The organism is Bacillus sp. 1A, assembly GCF_052682215.1.
Map to the genome: position 1 here is coordinate 769,873 of NZ_JBQYLZ010000001.1, position 21,378 is coordinate 791,250.

Annotated in this window: 15 protein-coding genes; 7 read left to right on the forward strand and 8 right to left on the reverse strand. The window is 30.8% G+C overall.

All coding sequences use genetic code 11. The features are described 5' to 3' along the window. Positions 1–296 precede the first annotated feature (296 nt). From ACUN0F_RS03950 to ACUN0F_RS03965, 4 genes are all read right to left on the reverse strand, one after another. Complete coding sequence (locus ACUN0F_RS03950; protein ID WP_445539148.1) at positions 297–1,424, reverse strand: Ger(x)C family spore germination protein; 1,128 nt, start codon at positions 1,422–1,424, stop codon at positions 297–299. Further along, positions 1,421–2,524 carry a GerAB/ArcD/ProY family transporter gene (locus ACUN0F_RS03955; protein WP_445539149.1) on the reverse strand — a complete coding sequence of 368 codons (1,104 nt, stop codon included), beginning with the start codon at positions 2,522–2,524 and terminating at the stop codon, positions 1,421–1,423. The genes ACUN0F_RS03950 and ACUN0F_RS03955 overlap by 4 nt, the downstream gene beginning before the upstream one ends. Beyond that, positions 2,511–4,019 carry a spore germination protein gene (locus ACUN0F_RS03960; RefSeq protein ID WP_445539150.1) on the reverse strand — a complete coding sequence of 503 codons (1,509 nt, stop codon included), beginning with the start codon at positions 4,017–4,019 and terminating at the stop codon, positions 2,511–2,513. The genes ACUN0F_RS03955 and ACUN0F_RS03960 overlap by 14 nt, the downstream gene beginning before the upstream one ends. An 852-nt stretch (positions 4,020–4,871) precedes the next feature. After that, positions 4,872–5,915 carry a Fic family protein gene (locus ACUN0F_RS03965; RefSeq protein ID WP_445539151.1) on the reverse strand — a complete coding sequence of 348 codons (1,044 nt, stop codon included), beginning with the start codon at positions 5,913–5,915 and terminating at the stop codon, positions 4,872–4,874. 1,470 nt (positions 5,916–7,385) lie between these two features. On the opposite strand from ACUN0F_RS03965, the gene ACUN0F_RS03970 reads away from it, so the two are divergent. Then, positions 7,386–8,762, forward strand: a complete 1,377-nt coding sequence (locus tag ACUN0F_RS03970; RefSeq protein ID WP_445539152.1) for a lytic polysaccharide monooxygenase — start codon at positions 7,386–7,388, stop codon at positions 8,760–8,762. A 194-nt stretch (positions 8,763–8,956) separates the two neighbouring features. Here the strand turns inward: ACUN0F_RS03970 and ACUN0F_RS03975 are convergent, their stop codons facing one another. Further along, positions 8,957–10,372 carry a phosphatidylinositol-specific phospholipase C gene (locus ACUN0F_RS03975; protein WP_445539153.1) on the reverse strand — a complete coding sequence of 472 codons (1,416 nt, stop codon included), beginning with the start codon at positions 10,370–10,372 and terminating at the stop codon, positions 8,957–8,959. A gap of 409 nt (positions 10,373–10,781) precedes the next feature. After that, entirely contained in the window at positions 10,782–11,351 is a 570-nt protein-coding gene (locus tag ACUN0F_RS03980; RefSeq protein WP_445539154.1) for a methyltransferase, read from the reverse strand. 255 nt (positions 11,352–11,606) lie between these two features. Here ACUN0F_RS03980 and ACUN0F_RS03985 point away from each other — a divergent pair, with 255 nt between their 5' ends. After that, on the forward strand, positions 11,607–11,975 hold the full coding sequence (locus ACUN0F_RS03985) for an HXXEE domain-containing protein (protein WP_445540798.1): 369 nt from the start codon (positions 11,607–11,609) through the stop codon (positions 11,973–11,975). A 183-nt stretch (positions 11,976–12,158) separates the two neighbouring features. On the opposite strand, the gene ACUN0F_RS03990 is transcribed toward ACUN0F_RS03985, so the two are convergent. Together ACUN0F_RS03990 and ACUN0F_RS03995 are read right to left on the reverse strand one after the other, a co-directional pair. Beyond that, positions 12,159–13,031 (reverse strand): DUF4158 domain-containing protein, encoded by an 873-nt coding sequence (locus tag ACUN0F_RS03990; protein ID WP_445539155.1) that lies wholly within the window; start codon positions 13,029–13,031, stop codon positions 12,159–12,161. 459 nt (positions 13,032–13,490) lie between these two features. Further along, positions 13,491–14,087 carry an SCO family protein gene (locus ACUN0F_RS03995; protein WP_445539156.1) on the reverse strand — a complete coding sequence of 199 codons (597 nt, stop codon included), beginning with the start codon at positions 14,085–14,087 and terminating at the stop codon, positions 13,491–13,493. A gap of 793 nt (positions 14,088–14,880) precedes the next feature. On the opposite strand from ACUN0F_RS03995, the gene ACUN0F_RS04000 reads away from it, so the two are divergent. The 5 genes from ACUN0F_RS04000 (at position 14,881) to ACUN0F_RS04020 (ending at position 21,353) form a co-directional block, all read left to right on the forward strand. Next, a complete protein-coding gene (locus ACUN0F_RS04000; RefSeq protein ID WP_445539157.1) occupies positions 14,881–15,228 on the forward strand; it encodes a cupin domain-containing protein in 348 nt (115 codons plus the stop codon). Between the two features lie 395 nt (positions 15,229–15,623). After that, positions 15,624–16,898: an ATP-grasp domain-containing protein gene (locus ACUN0F_RS04005; protein WP_445539158.1), complete on the forward strand. Its 1,275-nt coding sequence runs from the start codon at positions 15,624–15,626 to the stop codon at positions 16,896–16,898. A gap of 143 nt (positions 16,899–17,041) precedes the next feature. After that, positions 17,042–17,950 (forward strand): arginase, encoded by a 909-nt coding sequence (rocF, locus tag ACUN0F_RS04010; protein WP_445539159.1) that lies wholly within the window; start codon positions 17,042–17,044, stop codon positions 17,948–17,950. 81 nt (positions 17,951–18,031) lie between these two features. After that, complete coding sequence (locus ACUN0F_RS04015; protein ID WP_445539160.1) at positions 18,032–19,321, forward strand: lysine N(6)-hydroxylase/L-ornithine N(5)-oxygenase family protein; 1,290 nt, start codon at positions 18,032–18,034, stop codon at positions 19,319–19,321. Positions 19,322–19,337: 16 nt separating this feature from the next. Beyond that, on the forward strand, positions 19,338–21,353 hold the full coding sequence (locus tag ACUN0F_RS04020) for a class I tRNA ligase family protein (RefSeq protein WP_445539161.1): 2,016 nt from the start codon (positions 19,338–19,340) through the stop codon (positions 21,351–21,353). Positions 21,354–21,378: the final 25 nt, after the last annotated feature.

Consider the following 21,378-nt stretch of genomic DNA (forward strand, 5'->3'; position numbering starts at 1 on the left):
AAAGATAAAATTCCTAAGTTTAGAAATTTCATTTTTGATGTTATATCATGGAGTTGCCATTGGAATGAAAGTGGTAGGGATATTACACGAGGGTTATATATTCTCCAGTAACTTAAATTAGAAACCTGTCCTTGTTTACTGTAGTAAAATTGTAATCCTTTTAAAAAAATCCTTAGATAAAAAGAAAAATCTATTGGTTAGCATTTAACCAGTAGATTTTTCTTTGAATTAGCATCTTTTACATAATAATTATTGAAGAGGGATAATTCCATTAAGAAATGCTATTAAATCCCAGACTAATTTCTAATGGTCCCAGTGTCTTTTATTTTGACGTGTGTCTTTACATTTATTTTAGCCTCTACTAACGCTTGCAACCAATTTCCTTTTACTTTTTTCCACTCTTTATATTGATAGGCTCTAGCATATAGGGATAATCCGATTGGATCAATTTTATTCTGCTGTATTTCATTTAATATATTTTGTATATTATTATTAATTTCTTTTTGAATAGCACTTTTTAAATTATTTATATTTTTTTTATTATCATAGTGCGCCTTAATTAAAATCGGATTGGTTTTTTCTATTAAAGCTACATTGGCATTGATATCGAGATTAAATACAAACTTTCCGTTTTGAAAAGTAACATCTACCTTCCTTGTTGCGTTCTGTACGAAGATAGAAGTGTTTGTTTTTTTGTTGGATTTTTTAGGAGGAAGCGCAAGGTGTAGTATCATTCGGCCGTTACTCTTTGGCTTATTTATAAGGTTGAAAAATTTAACATCTTTTTTAGGGAGATGAGTTAAATATTTCCCTCGGCGATTTAAAAATGCAATTCCTACTGAGTCGATTCCATTATTTGTTTTTTTGATAATTGGAACAGTTTGCGTCATGCCTTCTTCATTTTGTTCTCTCATTAATTGTTGAATTGTAGAAGAGACGGATTGGTTATTTTGAATGGAGGATTCGATTACACCATTTATATAAGATGATAGTGATGGTTTACTAGGCTTATGAATTTTAAAAATTTCTTCTGCAGGTCCATCTACAAGTACTACTTTAGCATTAATGGTAGCGTAAGGATCACGGTAAGAAGAATCAAGTTCCTGCAACCAATTTGCTTCTTGCGCTAATTTTTTCCCAATTAAAATGATTTCAGCTTTGGAAGCTGTTATATAGCCCGTTAACTTCGTATCTATCTTACTGAATCCAGTATACACAGTTGATGCTTGTGTCCAATGTTCTATAGTACTTTTTGGCTGTTTATGATGAAAGAGTGGTATGCTTGTTCCAACTTTTATGTCTCCATTAGGGGTTCTATCCAAGCCGATTAACAGGATTAATGAAACCTTCTCAAGAGGAATTCTCTGACTACAACCAATTATATATACACAACAAATTACAATCCATATCCATTTTCGAATCAAAGTTGTTTCCTCCTAGTAACCCAAGTAAAAAGAATACTGTAAACGAAAAATAATATCGGTAATAGAATAAAGAAAATGATATTTAAGATATCCAGAAGAGAATATATAAAAAAATATTGATCCACATCGGGATTTAGGAAAATAAATAGGCCAACTATAAATAACATAAAAGCAAGCAGCGCCCAATTTCGGGCGTTTTTTTGAAGTGATATGGTCATAGATTCAAAACTGAAAAATAAATAAGGATATAAAGTAGTGGAGAATACAATTAAATAGTAAGCGATATAAATAATTTCTAATCGTTCCATGAAAGAAAAACGAACCCCTTGTAACAAATGAAATACGGGCCAAATTACGTCTTTTATCCCCTCGGGACTAAAGTATATATAAGAAAGAATAGTCACATATAGATAGAAAATCATGGTTCCAGTATTAGCTATTAGTAGTCCTTTTATGGCCTTTTGTTTTTTTTGTAAGAACGGATATATATAATATGCAATTTCTAAGCCAGCATAAGGAGTAATAGTTTCTTTTGTTGCCTTTACAATAGGGTATAATCCCTCTTTAAAAATAGGTAGTAGGTGTAAAGGGTTGTAGTTACTCTTTAGTGAAAAAAGAAGAAACAGTGGCATCCAAGTAGTGAAGAAGAAAACAAGCATAGAATAACTAGTAAGAGCCCTTAACCCACTCAGAGCTAAAATAATAAAAGGTAATAGTAATAATATGGTGATTTGATAAGCAGGAGTGGAAGGGAATATCCACACTTTTACAATATCAGTTGCCTTTAATAAAGTATTAAAGCCAGCAAAAAATAGATAAAAGGCATATAAAAGAAAAAGAATTGTCCCTATCCATTTACCAAAGTAAGTTTTTAAGATTTGTGAGAAATTTTTGTTAGGATTTTTTTGTAACATTAATATAATAAATACGCCGGTTATAGAAGTAGCTATCCATCCAAGAATGATCGAAATCCAGCCATCTGTACCAGCCGTAGTAGCAAGTGGGCTTGGCATAATTAACATACCAGATGCAAGTTGCAGTGAATGAATGAAAATAATAAATTCGAATAAAGTTACTTTTTGGAATTTAAGATTCCCCATGTGAACCACCTTCTTTTTTCTTTCTTTGTTTCGGTTGACCTGTACTAGAGCGGCTGGTAAGCATAGAAATAGGAAATCTTACAAAAGAATCTTTTAACTCTTGGAGACGAAATGGTGCTATTGGCAATCCGTATGGTGAACCATAAGAAGTTAGTGAAACAAAATGAGCAAATAAGAGCATTAATCCACTAACAATACCTACAATCCCATAAAAGTAAGCCAATAACATCATTGGAAAACGAATAAGGCGTATAGAACTCGATAAATCATAATTAGAAACAATAAATGAAGCAATGGCTGTAATAGATACGATAATAACCATAACGTTACTAACAAGACCCGCTTGAACAGCCGCCTGTCCAATTACAATCCCTCCAACAATTCCAATGGTTTGTCCAATTGGTTGTGGTAAGCGAATACCAGCTTCACGTAGCATTTCTAGTGTGATTTCCATTATAAAAGCTTCCAATAAGGGAGAGAACGGGACTTTGACTCTTGACGTTGCAATAGAAGTGTATAAATCTATAGGAATGATTTCAAAGTGAAAAGAGACTATAGCTATATAAAATGCTGGTAAAAAAATAGCTATAATAAATCCTGCAAATCGTAATAAGCGAAAAAATGATGCAATGAGCCAATGTATATTATAGTCATCTGGAGTCTGAAAAAATCCAATTAAATTCATTGGGACAATCATCGCGCCAGGAGATCTATCAACTAATACTGCTACTTTTCCATCAAGTATATGATTTGAAATAGCATCTGGGCGTTCGCTTAAATAAGCCTGTGGAAAAGGAGACCAATTTTGATCCTTTGTAAAATTGGATAGCTCACCAATGCTTAATACCGCATCTGTTTTAATTCTACAGATTCTGTTTTCTATTTCTTGGACTACGTCTGCGTTCGCAACATCTCCTAAGTAAATTAAATAGACTAAAGAAGTGGCCCGTTCTCCAATCGTCAGCTTTTTGATTTTTAACTCTGTAGAAGGAAGATATCGACGGATTAAGCCTATATTTTTTGTGGCATTTTCAATAAATCCATCATGGGATCCTTTAATAGTAACTTCTGAAATTGGTTCTTGAATTGCTCTTTCTGCCCAGCCTTTTGTATTTATTAGAAGTGAGCGCTTTTCTCCTTCCATAAATAGAACACATTGACCCTCAAGTAATCCTTCTTTAATTTCATTCCATGTATATACTATTTTGGTATGAGTAGCAATAATATTAGAATTAAATATTTGACTGTCTTCATTTACTTCTTGTAATAGTGGTGTAACAACATTGCCTTTTAAAGCGACACCATCAGTAAGACCTTCAAAGTAATATAGTAAAATATTCGTGTTTGTTTTTAATTGCAAAGGGTGTTCAATTAAATCTGCACTAATATCAAAGATATTATCTAATGTATTTTTAAGTTCTTTTAAGTTACTTGTTTGGATTTTTACAATGTTTTTATCTGTTTTAGTTTCTAAGGCCTCTTCATTTAAGGACAAAATTGACACCTCTTTAATATATAACGATTAGTTGTATTTATTATTTTTATAAGATGGAATTTTATTCACAAATTTAAACAAATTGGGAATGGGAATTAATAATTGAGAGCAAAAAAGTAGAGGTAATTTGTGGGGAAATCTAAGTATCAAGATAGAATTGAAATTTGAATGATTATAATAAAAAAGAACCCTTGATAGGCTCTTTTTCATAGTTGGTAAATATGTTGTCAACAATAGAGGATAATTAAGGTAGTAATTTAGATGTCTTTAAGTTAATCAGCTGAATTTTGTAGGAAGAATTGTTTTTTCATACCTTAATGCTCGATTAAAAAGGATGTTACATTAATTTGGGTGTTCTAGTGTATTTGAACTTTGCATGCTAACAAATTTTGTTTAGGGACAAAATGTTTTTTGAATTAACAGAAAAATTAATGTGCAAAATTCCTATTGGTTATTTTGGTAGGTATCAAATATTTCTTTGGCCTTATTTTCTTGATGTTACCGTACATTTATATGTTTCTAAGGGAAAGAATTACTTTCATTTTTATTACCCTCTATTGTTTGATTAAGATGGTAACATGAAAATGAAACGTTTACAACCAGAAAATAGAGAAAAAATATTAAAATACGACTTTTTTCGACAATTTTCCCGCGTTGATATCCAATATTTTTATAGGAAAAGGTGGAGGGAAACGTACCTTTTCCTATAAGATGTTTTGTAGGAATTAGATATAACTAAAGTAATAATAGCCTAAAATTAAAATGAAATTCAATGAATTTGAGCCCAAAGTCATAAAAACCATTTATAACGTTATAATTGAATTTTGAACCGTAAGAGTTGTAAAAGTATGGTCAAACTTTAGTCCACTTTGCGTTTCTTCCTTTTGTAACTAGCTTAATATGGCCAAATAATTGCAAGGAATTTAAAGCCTTACTAATTGTACTCTCTGCAATGTCTGGATATCTGTTACGAATACTTTCCTTAGTAAAGGGTTGTTTTTGTTTAAATATAAAATCCTGAATTCTCTCAACTTTAGTATGCTTACATATAGAATCTAGAACGGTATTATGCAGATCTTTGTAAGCCTCTAATATAATAGTTAAAAACGTTTTTAACCAAAAGCTACTATTATGTTCCTCGCAGTACCAATTTACCGAAGATTTATAAATCGAATTGTAATATTCAGATTCATTTTTCTTAATATACTTATCCAAACATATATATTTTACAAATGTATGTCCACTCTTAATTAGCAACAACTGCATTAACATAAATGCTAGCCTGCCATTACCTTGATTGAAAGGGACTATGCAATAAAAATTTAATATAAAACGAGCTATTAATAAAAGCGAATGTAGCCCCTTACTAGTATTTAATGAGTTGTATTGATCACATAATTGCTCCATAAACTGTGGGATAAGTTCATGTGGAAGAATGCGGTAACTATTCAAGTGCATTCCATGCTCAGGAATACCTGGAATAATAAAAGGTTTTTCACGCCAATTGGCACTGTCAGAGGTAATGTAATGTATTAGTTGAAAATGTAATTCCTGTATAGTTGCTGGATTAATTGATAAAGTACAGGAGTTTTTATGTACAAAAGAAAGTGTTTGATAATAACAAAAAATAGCATCTTCCGAAATGTTTTGAGGTACTATATCATCTAAAATAAGTTCTTTTAATCTTTTATGAGGAACTTTTATATCCTCATAAATAGTAGTGAAATTTTTTATGTAATGTAACGGTATAGTTTTTTCTAAACTATTAAATATTTCAGGGTTTTGTTCCTGATAAGCAGCTAATTTTCCTTTGAACTCGCTAATTTCACTTATTAAATTGATTAACCTCCTTTTTAATTCAATATTTTTATACTTATCATCAAAAAAGTCTCTCATTTTTGTTCCCCCTGTAACCCCTTAACACGTTGTTGCATACATCTTTCCATTCTAAAGGTATTTCATGACATCATTGTGAAATAACGACATTTTTGTTTTGATTTTGATCGTGTTTTAGAATCTATATTTTCATTTGAAAATAAAAATATAGGAATTATAAAGAAGAATCGTTAGGATTCAATTTTAATAGGCATAATCCTAACATCAAATGTACAAATGTACAATAAAAAAATAAAAAATATAAAAGAATCGACTCATTTGAAAGATTATTAATTAAGTGTGAGTATAGATGTGTTTTAGTTTAAGTGTAAATATTGAAGTGGTAATAAAGTTTTCATGGATGAAAAAATAGATAAGTCATTAATTTGTGACAGTTATGTGCCTAATCTATTCATTTGCTATTATGAGAATTCTAAAATTAAATCTAAACGAGCTTAATTTTCTATATTTAGCATAAAGATTAGGAGAGTAAGTTGATGAAATGTATCATTAAATATAGAAATATGTAACGTTTCATACTTGTATTGTAAAATATTTTGACATAAGTTAATTTAAATACTAGGTACAGGAACATTTAATAAAAATTCAGTATTGTACCCTTTAAACGTTTCACCCTAAAAACGTTAGTATTAAACCTCAAGCATACTGAAGTTTTTCCCTTTGTTTCTGTACCTTATTAGGTAAAAATAATACAATAAATTGGTAGAACGTTATGGGGAAAATTGGATTTTTAATTCTCTTTCTTATCTTACATAATCAATCTCTTGATGATTTGTTTAAAATAAGGATTAACAGGGTAGGAGATGACTATTAAAAAGGACTATAAAGTTAAGTTGGACAAACGATCAGGGAAACGAAAGGTTAATTTCGTCGTGTAACTGAGAAGCTCCCACTTTATGTTTTGCTAAGTGGTGGGTAGTTCATTCTGCCTGGTAATTTTAATATATGAGTTTGAACATCCTGAAGCAAATCAATATATAAATTACAGTAGTTATGTGGTTATAGGAGTAAATGTCTAAGATTAAAGGATTTTTGTGCATTCACCATGTGAATATAAACAGATTATTTAATGTGTTTTTTAGGGTTTAGAAAATATGTGTGAATTTAGCCTTGGAAATGACTTGTTTGTATGTTATATAGCAGAAATGTGAAGTCTGGAAGAGACTGATTTAATCAGCTTCTTCCAGACTTTTTTACTTTGAAATTGTATTTTTTTAGCATGAGGATAAATATAATTCTTTAAATTAATATTTGAATTTTTTGTGAAACAATGTAAGGATTTTATTCCTCTATTAATACATAATGTTACAAAATAGAGTTATTGTATTTATTTTATTAATATATGAGATTAAAAATAATAATAAATGTATCAATATATGAGAGATATTAGTATATTTAATAGCAATTTGTTCATTTATCTCTATATTGCTATTATATTAGCGATAACAATAATATATTGGGGGGACAAGAATGAATTTGGAATTAACATCTAAATTTGAAGGATTAAGAAAAAGTAAAAAAGGAATTGGTGCCTGTATTTTAGCTGTAGGGGTGACGGCTATTACAATGATTCCTCAAAGTGCTTATGCACATGGATTTGTTGAAAAGCCAAGCAGCCGTGCTGCTTTATGTAGTCAGAATTATGGAGCATTAAATTTAAATTGTGGAAATATAATGTACGAACCACAAAGCTTAGAAGCACCTAAAGGATTCCCAGATGGTGGACCGATTGATGGGAAAATCGCTTCGGCAGGAGGACTGTTTGGAGGGATTCTTGACCAACAAACATCAAATCGCTGGTTCAAAAATACGATTAAGGGTGGAGCAAATACATTTACATGGAAATATACAGCTGCACATCCTACAAGTAAATGGCATTATTACATTACAAAAAAGGGATGGGATCCTAATAAACCATTAACACGTGCTGAATTAGAACCAATTGGAACTGTGAAACATGACGGTTCTGCCGCATCAAATAATTTAACACATACAATTAATGTACCAACTGATCGCAATGGTTATCATGTTATTTTAGCTGTATGGGATGTAGCAGATACGTCAAATGCGTTTTATAATGTAATTGATGTAAATCTAGTAAATAATGAAACTCCCGATACAGTAGCTCCAAGTCAACCAACTGGATTAAATGCGTCTAAAGTTACTGCCAATAGTGTTGCACTAACATGGAAGGCTTCTACGGATAATATAGGTGTAAAGGAATATCAAGTGTTACGCAATGGGGAAGTAATTGATACGGTATCAGGTACAACATTTATTGATAAAAAACTAAAAGAAAATACGGAATATACCTATACAATAAAGGCGTTAGACTCTGCTGGAAACATATCAAAAGAAAGTGAAGAACTAAAGGTTAAGACAACAAATGAAATCCCAGATATAGAAGCTCCGACTCAACCGAAAGGGTTACATAGTATGAGTACAACAGCGACCACTGTTGATTTGATGTGGAGTCCGTCTGAAGATAATGTAGGTGTAGATCATTATATTGTATATAGAGAAAGCTTTGGAGTTATGAATAAAATTGGGACAACGGCTAATACATCCTTTATGGATAAAGAATTAAAGGCTAATACATCGTATAAATATGTAGTGACGGCGGTTGATTTAGCTGGAAATGAATCTAGTAGAAGTGATGTATTAAATGTAATAACAAAGTCAGAGGATTCCACATATGAAAAATGGGATGCAAGAAAAGCATATACAAAAGGTGATAGAGTAGTACATGAGGGAAAAGTGTATGAAGCAGTTCAAAATTATCAAGGCAATGGTGACACAAATTGGATTTTTGCCCTATCGCTTTGGAAGCCAGTTTTGAATAAATGATAAGCGGGAAAATGTAGTTAAAATTTTTGGATTTTTCTTTGAAAGTAAAGGGTTGTTCCAAATATAAATCCCTTAATGATTTAAATGATATGCTAATAAATTTAATCATCATCCTAATGTTTACGAAATGAAATCAGAAAGGAATCCCAATGGTATTCCATCAAAAAGGAACTCCAATGGGATTCTTTTATTTTCTAATTTGTAATAGCGTATATTTTCACAGTGAATTTGCTAGTGGCACCAATTGGACTTGCGATATAATATTTAGTATTTTTGTAAGCCTCAGTCCTAGATCCATGTGAAATATTTTTCCAACGAATAGAATCGGTACCTAAGGAAACATCAATCATTACATTGAAAGAGATAGTAGAAGGATGATCTTTCTCTGAAGGCTCAATAACCCATTTTAATTCTTTAGTCCCTACAGGTAAATTATCAATTTTAAAGTTTTGACTAGAACGATTTTTTTGTCCAGATAAAGGACTAGATTCGGATGGGATTTGCGAAATTAATATCTCTTTTTCATTCGAATGTACACCATTTAATTTAATGATACTATCAATTAAACCTGGTCCAGGAAAATCAGCTGCGATAATACCAGAATGTCTAATTCTACCTTGTAGTAAGAGTTCGGTCCCAAGTGTATTCATCCCACTATAATATACTTGCCCATTTCTGTCGCGGGGGAAATCACTCCACGCATCAGTGAAATTTGTTTGAATTAACTTAGGACTACTATCAGTATTTCTATTCTCTTTTCCGCTTGCAACAAACCAAGGATATACATTATTTAAAAATGCGGCTGCACCACCCGTACCACTAAAATGATTAAGATATATTTTTCCATAATTATAGTTAGTATTTGCACTTTGTAAATGGGTTTTTATCGCATTCCATTTTTCATATATTTCGTCTGGTCCGCTTCCAATTTCAAATTTATCTTGTATATTTAAACCATCGTAATCAATACCGTACAATTTAGAGGATGTAAAGTTTTGTAAGATTACAATTTTACCCCGGATATCACCTAGAGTAGGGTTGTTTCTGTCTATAGTGGGTACGGAATTAGGATTCCAAAAATATGAAGCATTAACGTTTTTATATTTTAAAAATATCTCCTCAAATGATAGAGATCCACTTTCGGGAGTAGTTTCTTCTTTTAAGCGCATTAAAATTGTTTCTGTCGGATAATCTTTCAAAAATTTAAGTGCTTCTTTTAATACATCTTCAAATACTACTTTTTGATTGACAATACCATGGTACATTGAAAAAGAATCTTTTACACGTTTAACACGCATATCTACATATCGAATTCCAGAATTTAATTGTTGGGGTAGACTCATAGTTTGATTTCTTGTCAAATTTTCATCAAGAAAACTTGCTCCATGTAAAGCCATTGTACCATGAGTTCCTGGAATAGATATTTCACTTAATTTTGTTGAATCAGCTACTTCTGACATCCACGATGGATTCTGATAACCTATATTGGATTCATAGGAATAACCTGGATGACTATCAGCTAAAATAATAGATGGTGTACTTAAACTAGCTAGTGTAAAACAAGTGAGTATGCTAACTTTAAAGAAATTTTTCATTTTTATTTTAATCATTATATCTCTCCTGACTTTTAAACAATAGCTATAATAAAATGGTTCTTTACTATATTTATTGTTTATTATTCCTAATGCAATGAATTTTTGTAATTGAAAAAGGGGTAGTGAGCTAACTTGAGATATTATTAGTTTACTGTAATGAATTGTATCTAACAGCCAAACGGATTCTTAAAGAATGGAAGCATAGAAAGGTAAAAAATAAGCTTTTTGCTGTATTGTATACAAACAAAACAGAAGCCTTAAAAAGACTTCTATTTTGTGACATATTATGAATGATAAAGTGGTTAACACATTAAGATAATGTGAGTGAGTGGTAAAAATCTATTTATAGCTGTTTCAGGAATTTCTTATAACAAGGCTAGTTAGGAAAAGTGGACCCTATAATACTAATAAAAATTAAAACATTCTACTCATTAAAACTTAGACTAACTACAGTTGCGATAGATTGGGCTGCATGTTCCCAGCTTCCATCTATAACTTTACCAATCTGCTGACCAAGTGCATTTAAATCATTTGGATTAACTGGAATTCCATTATAAGCAGCAAGAATTGATAAAAGTGGAGCAGCAAATGGTGTCCAACCACCTCTATCAATACTAAATACAGGCTTATCTACTACTTTTCCATCTTGCACAGTAAACTCATAATAAAATTGATCATCTGGACGGAAACTTAAATGATGAGAAATTTGTCCCTTAACATATTTTTTTCCTGCACCTAGATTTACTACTTCTATTTCTTTTACGTTAAATTCATGCTCAAATACTTTTATTTTTTTGACTTCTGGACCATTTAAGGCAGCATTAACTGCTGTTTCTAAATTATTTTGTGCTAATGGTTGAATACTCATTTGTGCCTCGTTTTGTTGGATAGAAGCCTCTTTTTCTGCAGCAAACACTGATGTGGTAGCTAGTGCACCTGTAGCTAATGTAGCTGCAAGTGCTGTTGTCATCATGATTTTTCTTTTCATCTTCATAGTTTTTCTTCCTCTCTAAAAGTTTTGATATATAATCTTTTAAAGACTGACATTGTGTAATATTTTATTTCATAATGTACAAAAAACTGGTTTAAGAATTATGTCAGAGAATTAAAATTAATTATATATGTAATTAAGATGATATCTATCTACACATATTTTTTCAATTTTTCGACAAATGTAATGGTAATGACTTCTTAAGAGTCAATTTAGTACCTTGTTTATCTATAGAAATTCTATAAATAAACTAATTTCATAGTGAATGTAATATATTTGATATCAAATGTCTTACATAATGCTATAAAATTTCACAATTTTTTTCATTATATTATATGGCTTGGGTTGGGACCTATTTTAATGGGATTTTTTCAATTCATATGGGATGGTATTTTTGCGAATATAAAAGCTAAAACAATATACAACCCAGGATTAGGTGCGGTTGTATTACTACATGTTCCGATTGGTTATGCATATATGAGATATGTTCTTTTACACAATTTAGCTACAAATTTGGATTGGATATTAGGGATAATCTATTTTCTAGTAGCTACCTATTTTTTAATTATAAAAGGAAATATGTTACTGAAAAGTAAGGAGACAATTCATTATTTTTCTAAAAAGTAATTAGGTCCGTACAATGCTACGTTAAAGTGATTCAGATTTTGGATGCTGAAGAGAGTACAAGTGAATTAAAAAAGAAAGGTGCGTAGGCGCCATTCTTTTTTTGATAGAGATTTTTGTATTTTTGGGTAGCGCTACATTGCATCTAGCTAAAATTTTATAGTACCCCCAGAACGAAATTTTGTGCTAAATTGCAACAATTCTTGATGTTTGTACAGAAATCAAAGAGATGGCTAACGTATATCTTTTCTTCTTTTCTATTTCTGACAGACGATAAGCATCTAATGTTTTAGCTTCAGCAGCCATTTGTTGTATTTTGGTTGAAGAAAAGCTTTCAAGAAGGTAAACAGGTATTTTTTGATGTATTAACCAATCGTAATGCAGAATTAACTCTTTTAAATGAAATAAGGAGGCACGTTTGGCGTCTTCTTTGAGACGATTCCAAGGGCTATAAAAGGTGTCAGGTTCTGTTTGGAATAAACAATCTATTTGTCGTATTTGTTGTTCATGTAAGGACTCATATACTTGCTCATAAATTAAACGATACGATTTGCGTCTTATTTCATTAGCCGCTTCTTTAAAAGTGTTATAAACGGGTAATTCATATCTTTGATGTATTAATTCTTCAATAGCTGCATTAATTAAATCGGCTGAATCATCTTTGCTTCCGGCTACATGTTTCATTGTATCAAGCATGATTTGACGAGCATTATGATCGAATTGTTGAATTTTTAGATATTGTCTTATAAAATGATAATGTCTTTTTATAGTACGTGTTTTACTGTATGCTTCCCATTCGGTTTCAATAGGGATGGGTAATTGAGCGGACTGAGCAATGTGTTTAATTATAATTGGAGGTATATCTGAAATACGTGTAAAAAAGCCAAGATTTTGTACAGTCTTTAGCAAAATTAGTAATGCTAGTTGCTGTAATGTTCCTTTTGTTTTCATACTTGTCCATTCTATTTCACTTCTGGTTGGTGTATATACACTCCTTAAATCTTCTGTACTTAGATTATGTTTGATTCTTGGATATATCGTATCTTGAATACTAGGCATAACTAATCCCCCTAGAATCTATATATGTTTCAATATTCAACCATCTTAATTGTAAAATAAAAACCTATCCGCAGATAGGTTTCTTGTTTATATTTATCATATCAATTTGAATATTTCTCCAGAGTGGCCCCTCATACCTTGAATCGTTTCCGAACCCCTACATACACATTATATTTTATTCCATAACTCTCTAACTTTTGTTCATGATAGTCTGATATTGAAAAAAATAAGCTTTGGAACAAGGGACTTAGCTCGGCTGTCTTAAGGCTAATTTGTTAGCTATCAAAAGTAACGATTAACTGAGAAGCCGCCACTTCAAACAGTCCGTTAGGACGTTAAGTGGCGGGGAGTTCACTATTAAAACCATAATCAATAAGATTATCTATATTAAGAAAATTATTATAAACACAGTTTTAAGTGTTATAGAAAATTTACTTTCATTTCCCTCTAAATATTGATTCAATGGAATTGTTTATCGTATTTTTTTATATCTTGAATAATTTCATCATAAGGAGTATTTTCAACACCTGAATATTTTTTGAGAACTTTCCCATTTTTGTCAATCAGATAAAAACTTGTGCCGTGTATAACTTGTGTATCATTTTCTGGCTTAGTTACAAGTGATTGGAAGTTTTCTTTAGCAAACTTTTCAATATCTTCTCTTTTATACCCCGTGAGGAAATGAGTCTTAACTCCATCCATTTCATAGACCTTCATAAATTCTGTTATTTTTTCTGGTGTGTCTACTTCAGGATCAACACTAAATGATACAAATTCTACATCTTTAATCCCGTCCGTATTCAACATTCTCTGGAGTTTTGCCATATTTGCTGTCATAGGTGGACAAACTGTTTGACAACTTGTAAAGAAAAAATCAGCTATCCAAATTTTATTTTTCAACTCAGCTGATCCAAATTGCTTCCCATTTTGATCTGTAAATGAGAACTTTTGCACATCCCAATTTAGTGAATTGTTAAGTTCTGCATTCTTGCATGCTCCTAGAGCTATAACTGTGAATATAAGTATAAGTAATCTAATGAATTTCACTTTTTTCATATGTATGTATCTCCTTTCAATATTTATTGATTATACGAAATGGTTACATGAACTCCCCAACACTCTGTAGCATTTACCCTGATTAATTTTTATATTTAATAGCTACTATCGAACTAATTTTAACATAACCGAATGAATCCCCTTGTTCCAAGGTATTTATAATAATACTAGTATGCATATAGCTTCCTCTTTGATGTTTATAGTTCACAAGGCTGCTCATAATTAAGATAGTTGGTATGTCATTATTACATACATTGCTTCTTTATTTTACGAATTATAATAAAAGGTTAAAGGTAAAGTAAAACAAAAAGATATTATCTAGTAATTTGTTATACAAAGCGTGATATCTGATAAGAAGTGTTTTATGTAAGGAAAAATAGGTAGTCCATTAAAGAACTTGTTAACTATACTAGTAATAAATTGATCTCGACATGATCCTTGAATTAATATCCTTCATAAGATTGAAAAAACACCATACATTTGGATAACGTGTTAAATAAGAGTTAACTATAGTATAAATTAAAGATTAAATTATACATATTGAGAAAATATTTTAGAGATTGAATATTAAGATTTCCCCTATTAATATGAAAGGATAATCTGTAAGCATGTCCCTTATGTAGAAAAGAGATAGGACTATTTCTATCTCTTTTTGTAATGCTGGCAGTTTATATATCTTTAATCAATTATTTACAAACATGTAAAGGAATGTAAATTATACCTGATATATTCCTTTTATTAAGTCAACTTAGTTAATTGATTCTAGAATTTTATAACATTAGGAGGATAGCAAATGAAAAATTATCAACTTACACAGATTTTAAGAGAAAAAAGAAATATTGAGAAAAATTATTACGAATTTTTGCATGAAACGGACCTAAGTATGGGAATTTATGAATTGAAAGCAGGTTCTTTAGATATGCAACAACCACATACAGAAGATGAAGTATATTATATTATCAATGGCAAAGCACAACTTGAAGTAGAGAGTGAAAATATTTTTGTTGAATCTGGTTCTATTATTTATGTAAAGGCTAATATGAAACATAGATTTCATACTATTGAAGAAGATCTCACGGTACTTGTTTTCTTTGCACCTGCTGAATATTCTTGCGAAAAAGATTTTAAATTACAACGATAATTGCATAATAAGAAGGTGAAAATGAAAGTCTTTTTATCAAGTTTGTTTAAATTAGACAACAACTAATTATAGGCAGGTATGTTATTACATTAAAGAAAAATAAACTTTTTCAATAAATAATAATCAATAGAAAAAAACTAAAATGTTAAAATTAGTAAATTTATGTTTAAAAAAGGTAAATCTTACGGCATTTTTAATGAATTCTTGTTTGTTTTTTCAAGTAAAAATATCTAGTTGCATGCCTTTCAATTTGAGAGTTTTTGGTATTTTTTTACATAAAAATATATTTACGGAAAAATATTTCTAAATATTTCTAATCTATTGAACAATCAAAAGTTTTAGTATACGATTACAACGTGTTATCAAGATATACAGAGAAGAAAAGGAGATTACATATGAAAAATAAAAAAATTGGAATCATCATGAGAAAAGGTTATAGCATTCATGGTGATCATATTGAAACTGCAGGGAGAATATCTGATGAACTTTACTTGTTTACGAGTGTATCAAGTAAAACAATGGATGCGCGCTTTAAAGAAGTAATTGTACTTGAAGAGGCTTCTGAAATAGATGCTGAAAATTATATTTTTACAAAAGGAAAAGAAATAGGAATTAGCTTTTTTGTAACTTGGCAAGAAACTGATATTGTCTTAACTGCTAAAATTAATGAACGCTTTGGGAATAAAGCGTTATCTGTTGAAGCTGCTACGACATCTCGAGATAAATCAAAGCAGAGAGAATTTATGTTAAAGAATTCTATTGCTAGTCCTAAATTTGCAAAAGTTAATTCTATAGAGGATGCAGAGAAAGAAATAGAAAATATTCCTTTCCCTGTAATCATTAAGCCTACTATGGCTGCTAGCAGTGAATCTGTATATTTAGTTAACAGTTTAGAAGAATTGAATAATTCATTAGAAAAAATTATTAATCTTTCTAAAACAAATAAAGGATTCTATTTTAACCAAACACAACAATGTGTGGCATTAGTAGAAGAATTTCTGACTGGGGAAGAAATTACAGTTGATGGAGTTGTTTTAAATGGAGAATTTTACCTTGGTGGAATTCACAATAAAAATAAAATGATGGGTCCATATTTCGAGGAAGATGAATACACTTTACCGTATATTGGTGTAGATGAAGATATAGTTGTTAATATTGCTAAAGAAATATGTGGAAAATTAGCTATTGAAAACAGTTTATTTAATGTAGAACTACGCCGAGATACGCAAGGGAATTTTAAAGTTGTAGAATTTAGTACTAGAATCAGTGGCGGGCATGTTTATCGTAATATACGTGATGTACATGGAATTGATTTAGTAGCCGTTAATATTCTTGGTTTATTAGATTGCAAAGGGGATATTATGGAATTCTTCTTAACTAGATCTACAACACCAAAATCTTGTACTTGTATTAAATTTGTATATAGATCTGGAATTATAAAGAAAAATGAATTGGGAATTGTTGCTGAACAGCCAGAGTATAAGGCGTACTATCCTGTAGCAAAAGTAGGAGCTGAAGTATATCATGCTCCAAAAGGATTTGATATAACGGGCTTACTTTCATTAAGAGCACCATATAATGCTAAATCTGATGTGGAAAAATTGCGCCAAAGAGCTAGAGTATTAGATAATCAATTAGATATAGAATTAGAAATTCCGGTGCATGCATAAAAACTTAAGTAAATCTGGTTGTTATATTCCTTGTCTTAAACGAGGAATATAACCGCTAGATTTATTGGTAAAGTATTTAATAGTAGCGATTAAAAACCAAGTAATCCTATGTGCATTAACATGGGGGAGGAGTGGAAAATATTATGAATAAAAGAGTATCTATTTTGGGAGCACCTACTTACTTTGGAGCTAGTATAGGAGGGGTTGACCTTGGACCATTTGTTGTAAGATATGGTGGTGTATCCAAACAATTAACTGAAATCGGAATTGATTTTGTTGATTTAGGAGATATTTCTCTTCCTTCAACCAATAATGAAAATTATGGAATTATCAAACAAGACTTTACAAATGAAGTCATTAATATATGTGAAAATATTGCTTCAACAGTTGAGAACGAATTAGAAAAAGGGCATTTCCCATTAGTTTTAGGCGGAGATCATAGTATTGCAATTGGTACTGTTACTGGAATTCTTAGAAAAATACCACGATTGGGAGTAATCTGGTTTGATGCTCATGGGGATGCAAATACATTTGAAACATCGATTTCTGGTAATATTCATGGGATGTCTTTAGCAATTCTCTTAGGATACGGTAACGAAAAATTTAAAGATTTTCTAGAGAAAGAATCTAAAATTGATCCAAAGAATATCGTACAAATAGGAGTTCGTGATTTAGACCCTGGGGAAGAAGAGTTTCTCAAAAATTTAGGAGTAACAATTTTTACAGCAGACGATGTGAGAAAGCATGGAATAAAAAACATTATGGAAAAGGCGATTAAGATTCTCAATAATAATACAGATGCAGTTCATCTAACATTTGATTTAGATGCTTTAGATCCTGAATTTGCTCCTGGAGGAGGATTAGCTGTTCCACATGGTTTAAGTTTAGATGACACAAAAGAAGCAATTGATATGTTAAAAAATAATACAAACCTAATAGCGGCAGAGTTCACGGAAATAAACCCTATATTAGATATAGATAATATTACTGTCAACACAACAATTGAACTTATCACTGGACTTTTAAGTAAGAAGGTTACTATGTCTAAATAAAATGCTTTCTGAAATTAATTTTAAAACTATAAAAAATAAAATTATATACGAGAATTAAAAAAAACGAAAAGGACGAGTCAAATGAATAATAAAATCTATGATGTTATTGGAATTGGATTTGGGCCAGCAAACCTAGCTTTGGCAACTGCTATTGAAGAAGAAAATAATTCAATGGAAAGAATTTTTTTGGAAGAAAAAACGCACTATCAATGGCATCCGGGGATGCTTTTAGAGAATACAAATATTCAAATTTCATTTTTGAAAGACCTTGTAACTCTAAAAAATCCTAAAAGTAAATTCTCCTTTTTAAATTATCTACATGAAAATGAAAGACTAAGCGATTTTATTAATCTCTCAGAGTTTTATCCGTCACGACTTGAATACAATGATTATATGTCTTGGGTTGCTTCTCAATTAGAAGAACACGTTTATTATAGTCGAACAGTAATTTCAGTAGACCCTATTATATCTGAAGATTCTGTCGAATTATTAGAAGTTATTGTGCAAAATACAGAAACTAATCAATTAGAGAGCTATATTACTAAAAATATTGTTTTGGCTACGGGTGGAACACCAAGGACGCCAATACATATTGAAATGAATAATAGTAGAGTATTTCATTCAAGTCAATTTAAAAACAAAATTAATAACTTTAAACAAAATGATGCTCATAAGTTTTTAGTTGTAGGATCAGGACAAAGTTCAGCTGAATTATTTTTCCATCTAATCAATAATTATCCGAAATCAGATATTACGGCAACGATGAGACCTTTCTCATATAAAGCTGTAAATGAAAGTAAGCTTGTTAATCGTATATTTGACGCTAATATGATTGATTTTATTTATTCTTTACCAGAAAAAAATCGAGATGCTTTATTAAAACACCACAGTGATACTAATTATGCAGCTGCGGATGGAAGTTTAATAAGCCAAATTAATAAAGCTTTATATAACCAAAAATTTCATGGAGAAGATCGTTTTAGAATAAAACCATTTTTAGAATTAACGGAGATAAAAACACTGTCTGATAAAGCGGTTGTTTATTACAAAGACATAGTTAAACATACAGAAGTTGTTATTGAAGCTGATGCTGTAATTCTTGCTACTGGGTACGAAAGTAAAAAGAACCATCCCTTATTAAAAAATCTTAACTCATACATTTCAGATAGTATTGAAGTTTCCCGAAATTATCGTTTAGAAACAACGGATAAATTTAAACCTGGTATTTATTTGCAGGGTGTAAATGAAAGCACTCATGGATTGAGTGACACTTTATTATCTAATTTATCTATTCGATCAAATGAAATTTTAAAAACTGTACAAGAAAATAATTCATTAACAGAAGAAAAAACTAAAAACGTGGTTTCATAATATAGGGGGTCTAAAGATGCATATTGAAAAGATAAATCCACAGATTTTCACAAATGAATATGATATTATGTGTCAACGATTATTTCCGCATTCAAATAAATTGTATGATTCACCATTCGGTGCAATGTGGGGAATCATAGAACCTGGAGAAATTTCTAAAATTCATGGACATCATGAAGTTGAAACTTTTATTATCTTTAAGGGTGAAGGAATAGTTAAAGTGGGTAAAAAAGAAGAACCTGTTACGCAAGGGGACGCCATCTTTATTCCACCATTTGAAGAACATAGTTTGAAAAATACAACAGATGAAAATTTGATATTCTTCACCATATGGTGGGAAAATGCTTTTAGTAAAAAAAATAGCAAGAAGTTAGATTCAGGTAAAAAGAAATATTTAATAACGGCCACACCACCAACACCTAATGGTGATTTACATGTGGGGCACCTATCTGGTCCATATACAGGAGCTGACATTTTAACTAGATATTTAAAACTTAAAGGAAATGAAGTCTTTTATATGAGTGGGGCAGATGATCATCAAAGCTATGTGCCGTTTAAGGCGGGACAATTAGAAAAATCTCCTAGAGAAACGGCAGATCATTTTGCTAATGAAATTGAAAAGACATTAAGACTAGCAGAAATTAATCCGGATATTTTTGTAAAACCTCATTTTTCAACATTCCATATTGAGTTTGTCAAAGAGTTTTTTGAAAAACTTTGGAATGAAGGTAAATTAGTAGAAAAAGAAGTCGACATTCTATTCTGTAAGCAATGCGATAAGCACCTTTATGAAGCTTATGTGAGAGGTAATTGTCCACATTGTGATGAATTATCAGATGGCAACGCTTGTGAAAAATGTGGTAGACCTAATTTGTGTATAGATTTATTAAACCCAACTTGTAAATGTTGTGGCAGCGAACCAGAGCAATCTAAAATTAAACAACTATTTTTCCCATTAAGTAATTATAAAACACAATTAAAACAGTACTACAAAGAATTAAAAATAGGGCCACATCTAACGGCATTATGTGAGAGAATGCTAGATGAGGATTTGCCTGATATTCCTATTTCACATGTATCTGATTGGGGAATTCCAGTTCCGGTAGAAGGATATGAAAATCAAACTATATATGTATGGTTTGAAATGGCACCTGGATATTTATCTGCAACAAACGAATTAATTCAGGATAAAAACCTTTCGTATACGTTAAGAGATTTTTGGAATAATCAAGATACGACTATCATTAATTTCTTTGGATATGATAATGGCTATTTCCATTCAGTGCTTTTCCCAGCTATTTGGCTAGCATATAGTGAAGATATAACTCTTCCTAAAACAATGATAACAAATGAATTTTATCAACTAGAGGGTCTTAAGTTTTCAACAAGCAGGGGACATGCTGTATGGGGCAAAGAATTATTAGAAAATGCTTCACATGATGTTGTAAGGTATTATTTATCTTATAGTAGACCGGAAACAGTTGAAACAAACTTCACTATGGAAGAATTTAATCATATTGTAGATACGAACTTAAACCAAGAATGGGAATCATGGTTATATGATTTAAAATGCAAGTTAGAAGCAGATTTTCCAAATGGTGCTCCAGAATTAGAGACACTATCAGGTAACTATTTAATGTATTATCAACATGTAAATCGAATTATGAATGAAATTATGAATGCATATGAACCAAATACATTTTCACCGCAAAAGGTAGTTAGATTATTAAATGAATTAGTCAGAATTGCTAAAAAATTCTCAGCAGGAGAAGAATTTTTAACGGCATTAAAGAATAATCAACAAAGAAGAAATACTGCTATTGCACTAGAATTATATACTGCAAAAATTTTAGCATTATTTTCTAGCCCAATCATGCCTACATTTGGTAAAATGCTATGGGGGGATTTGGGATTTAATATTGACATGCAATTGGATGACGAAGTAAGCTTTTTGCCTGCTGGACAGAAAGTAGATCTTCAAGAGAATTATTTTTCAAAAACAAACGACAGTTTTTATCTTCAGAATATTTGATGATATAAGGAGGTAGTACTTACCT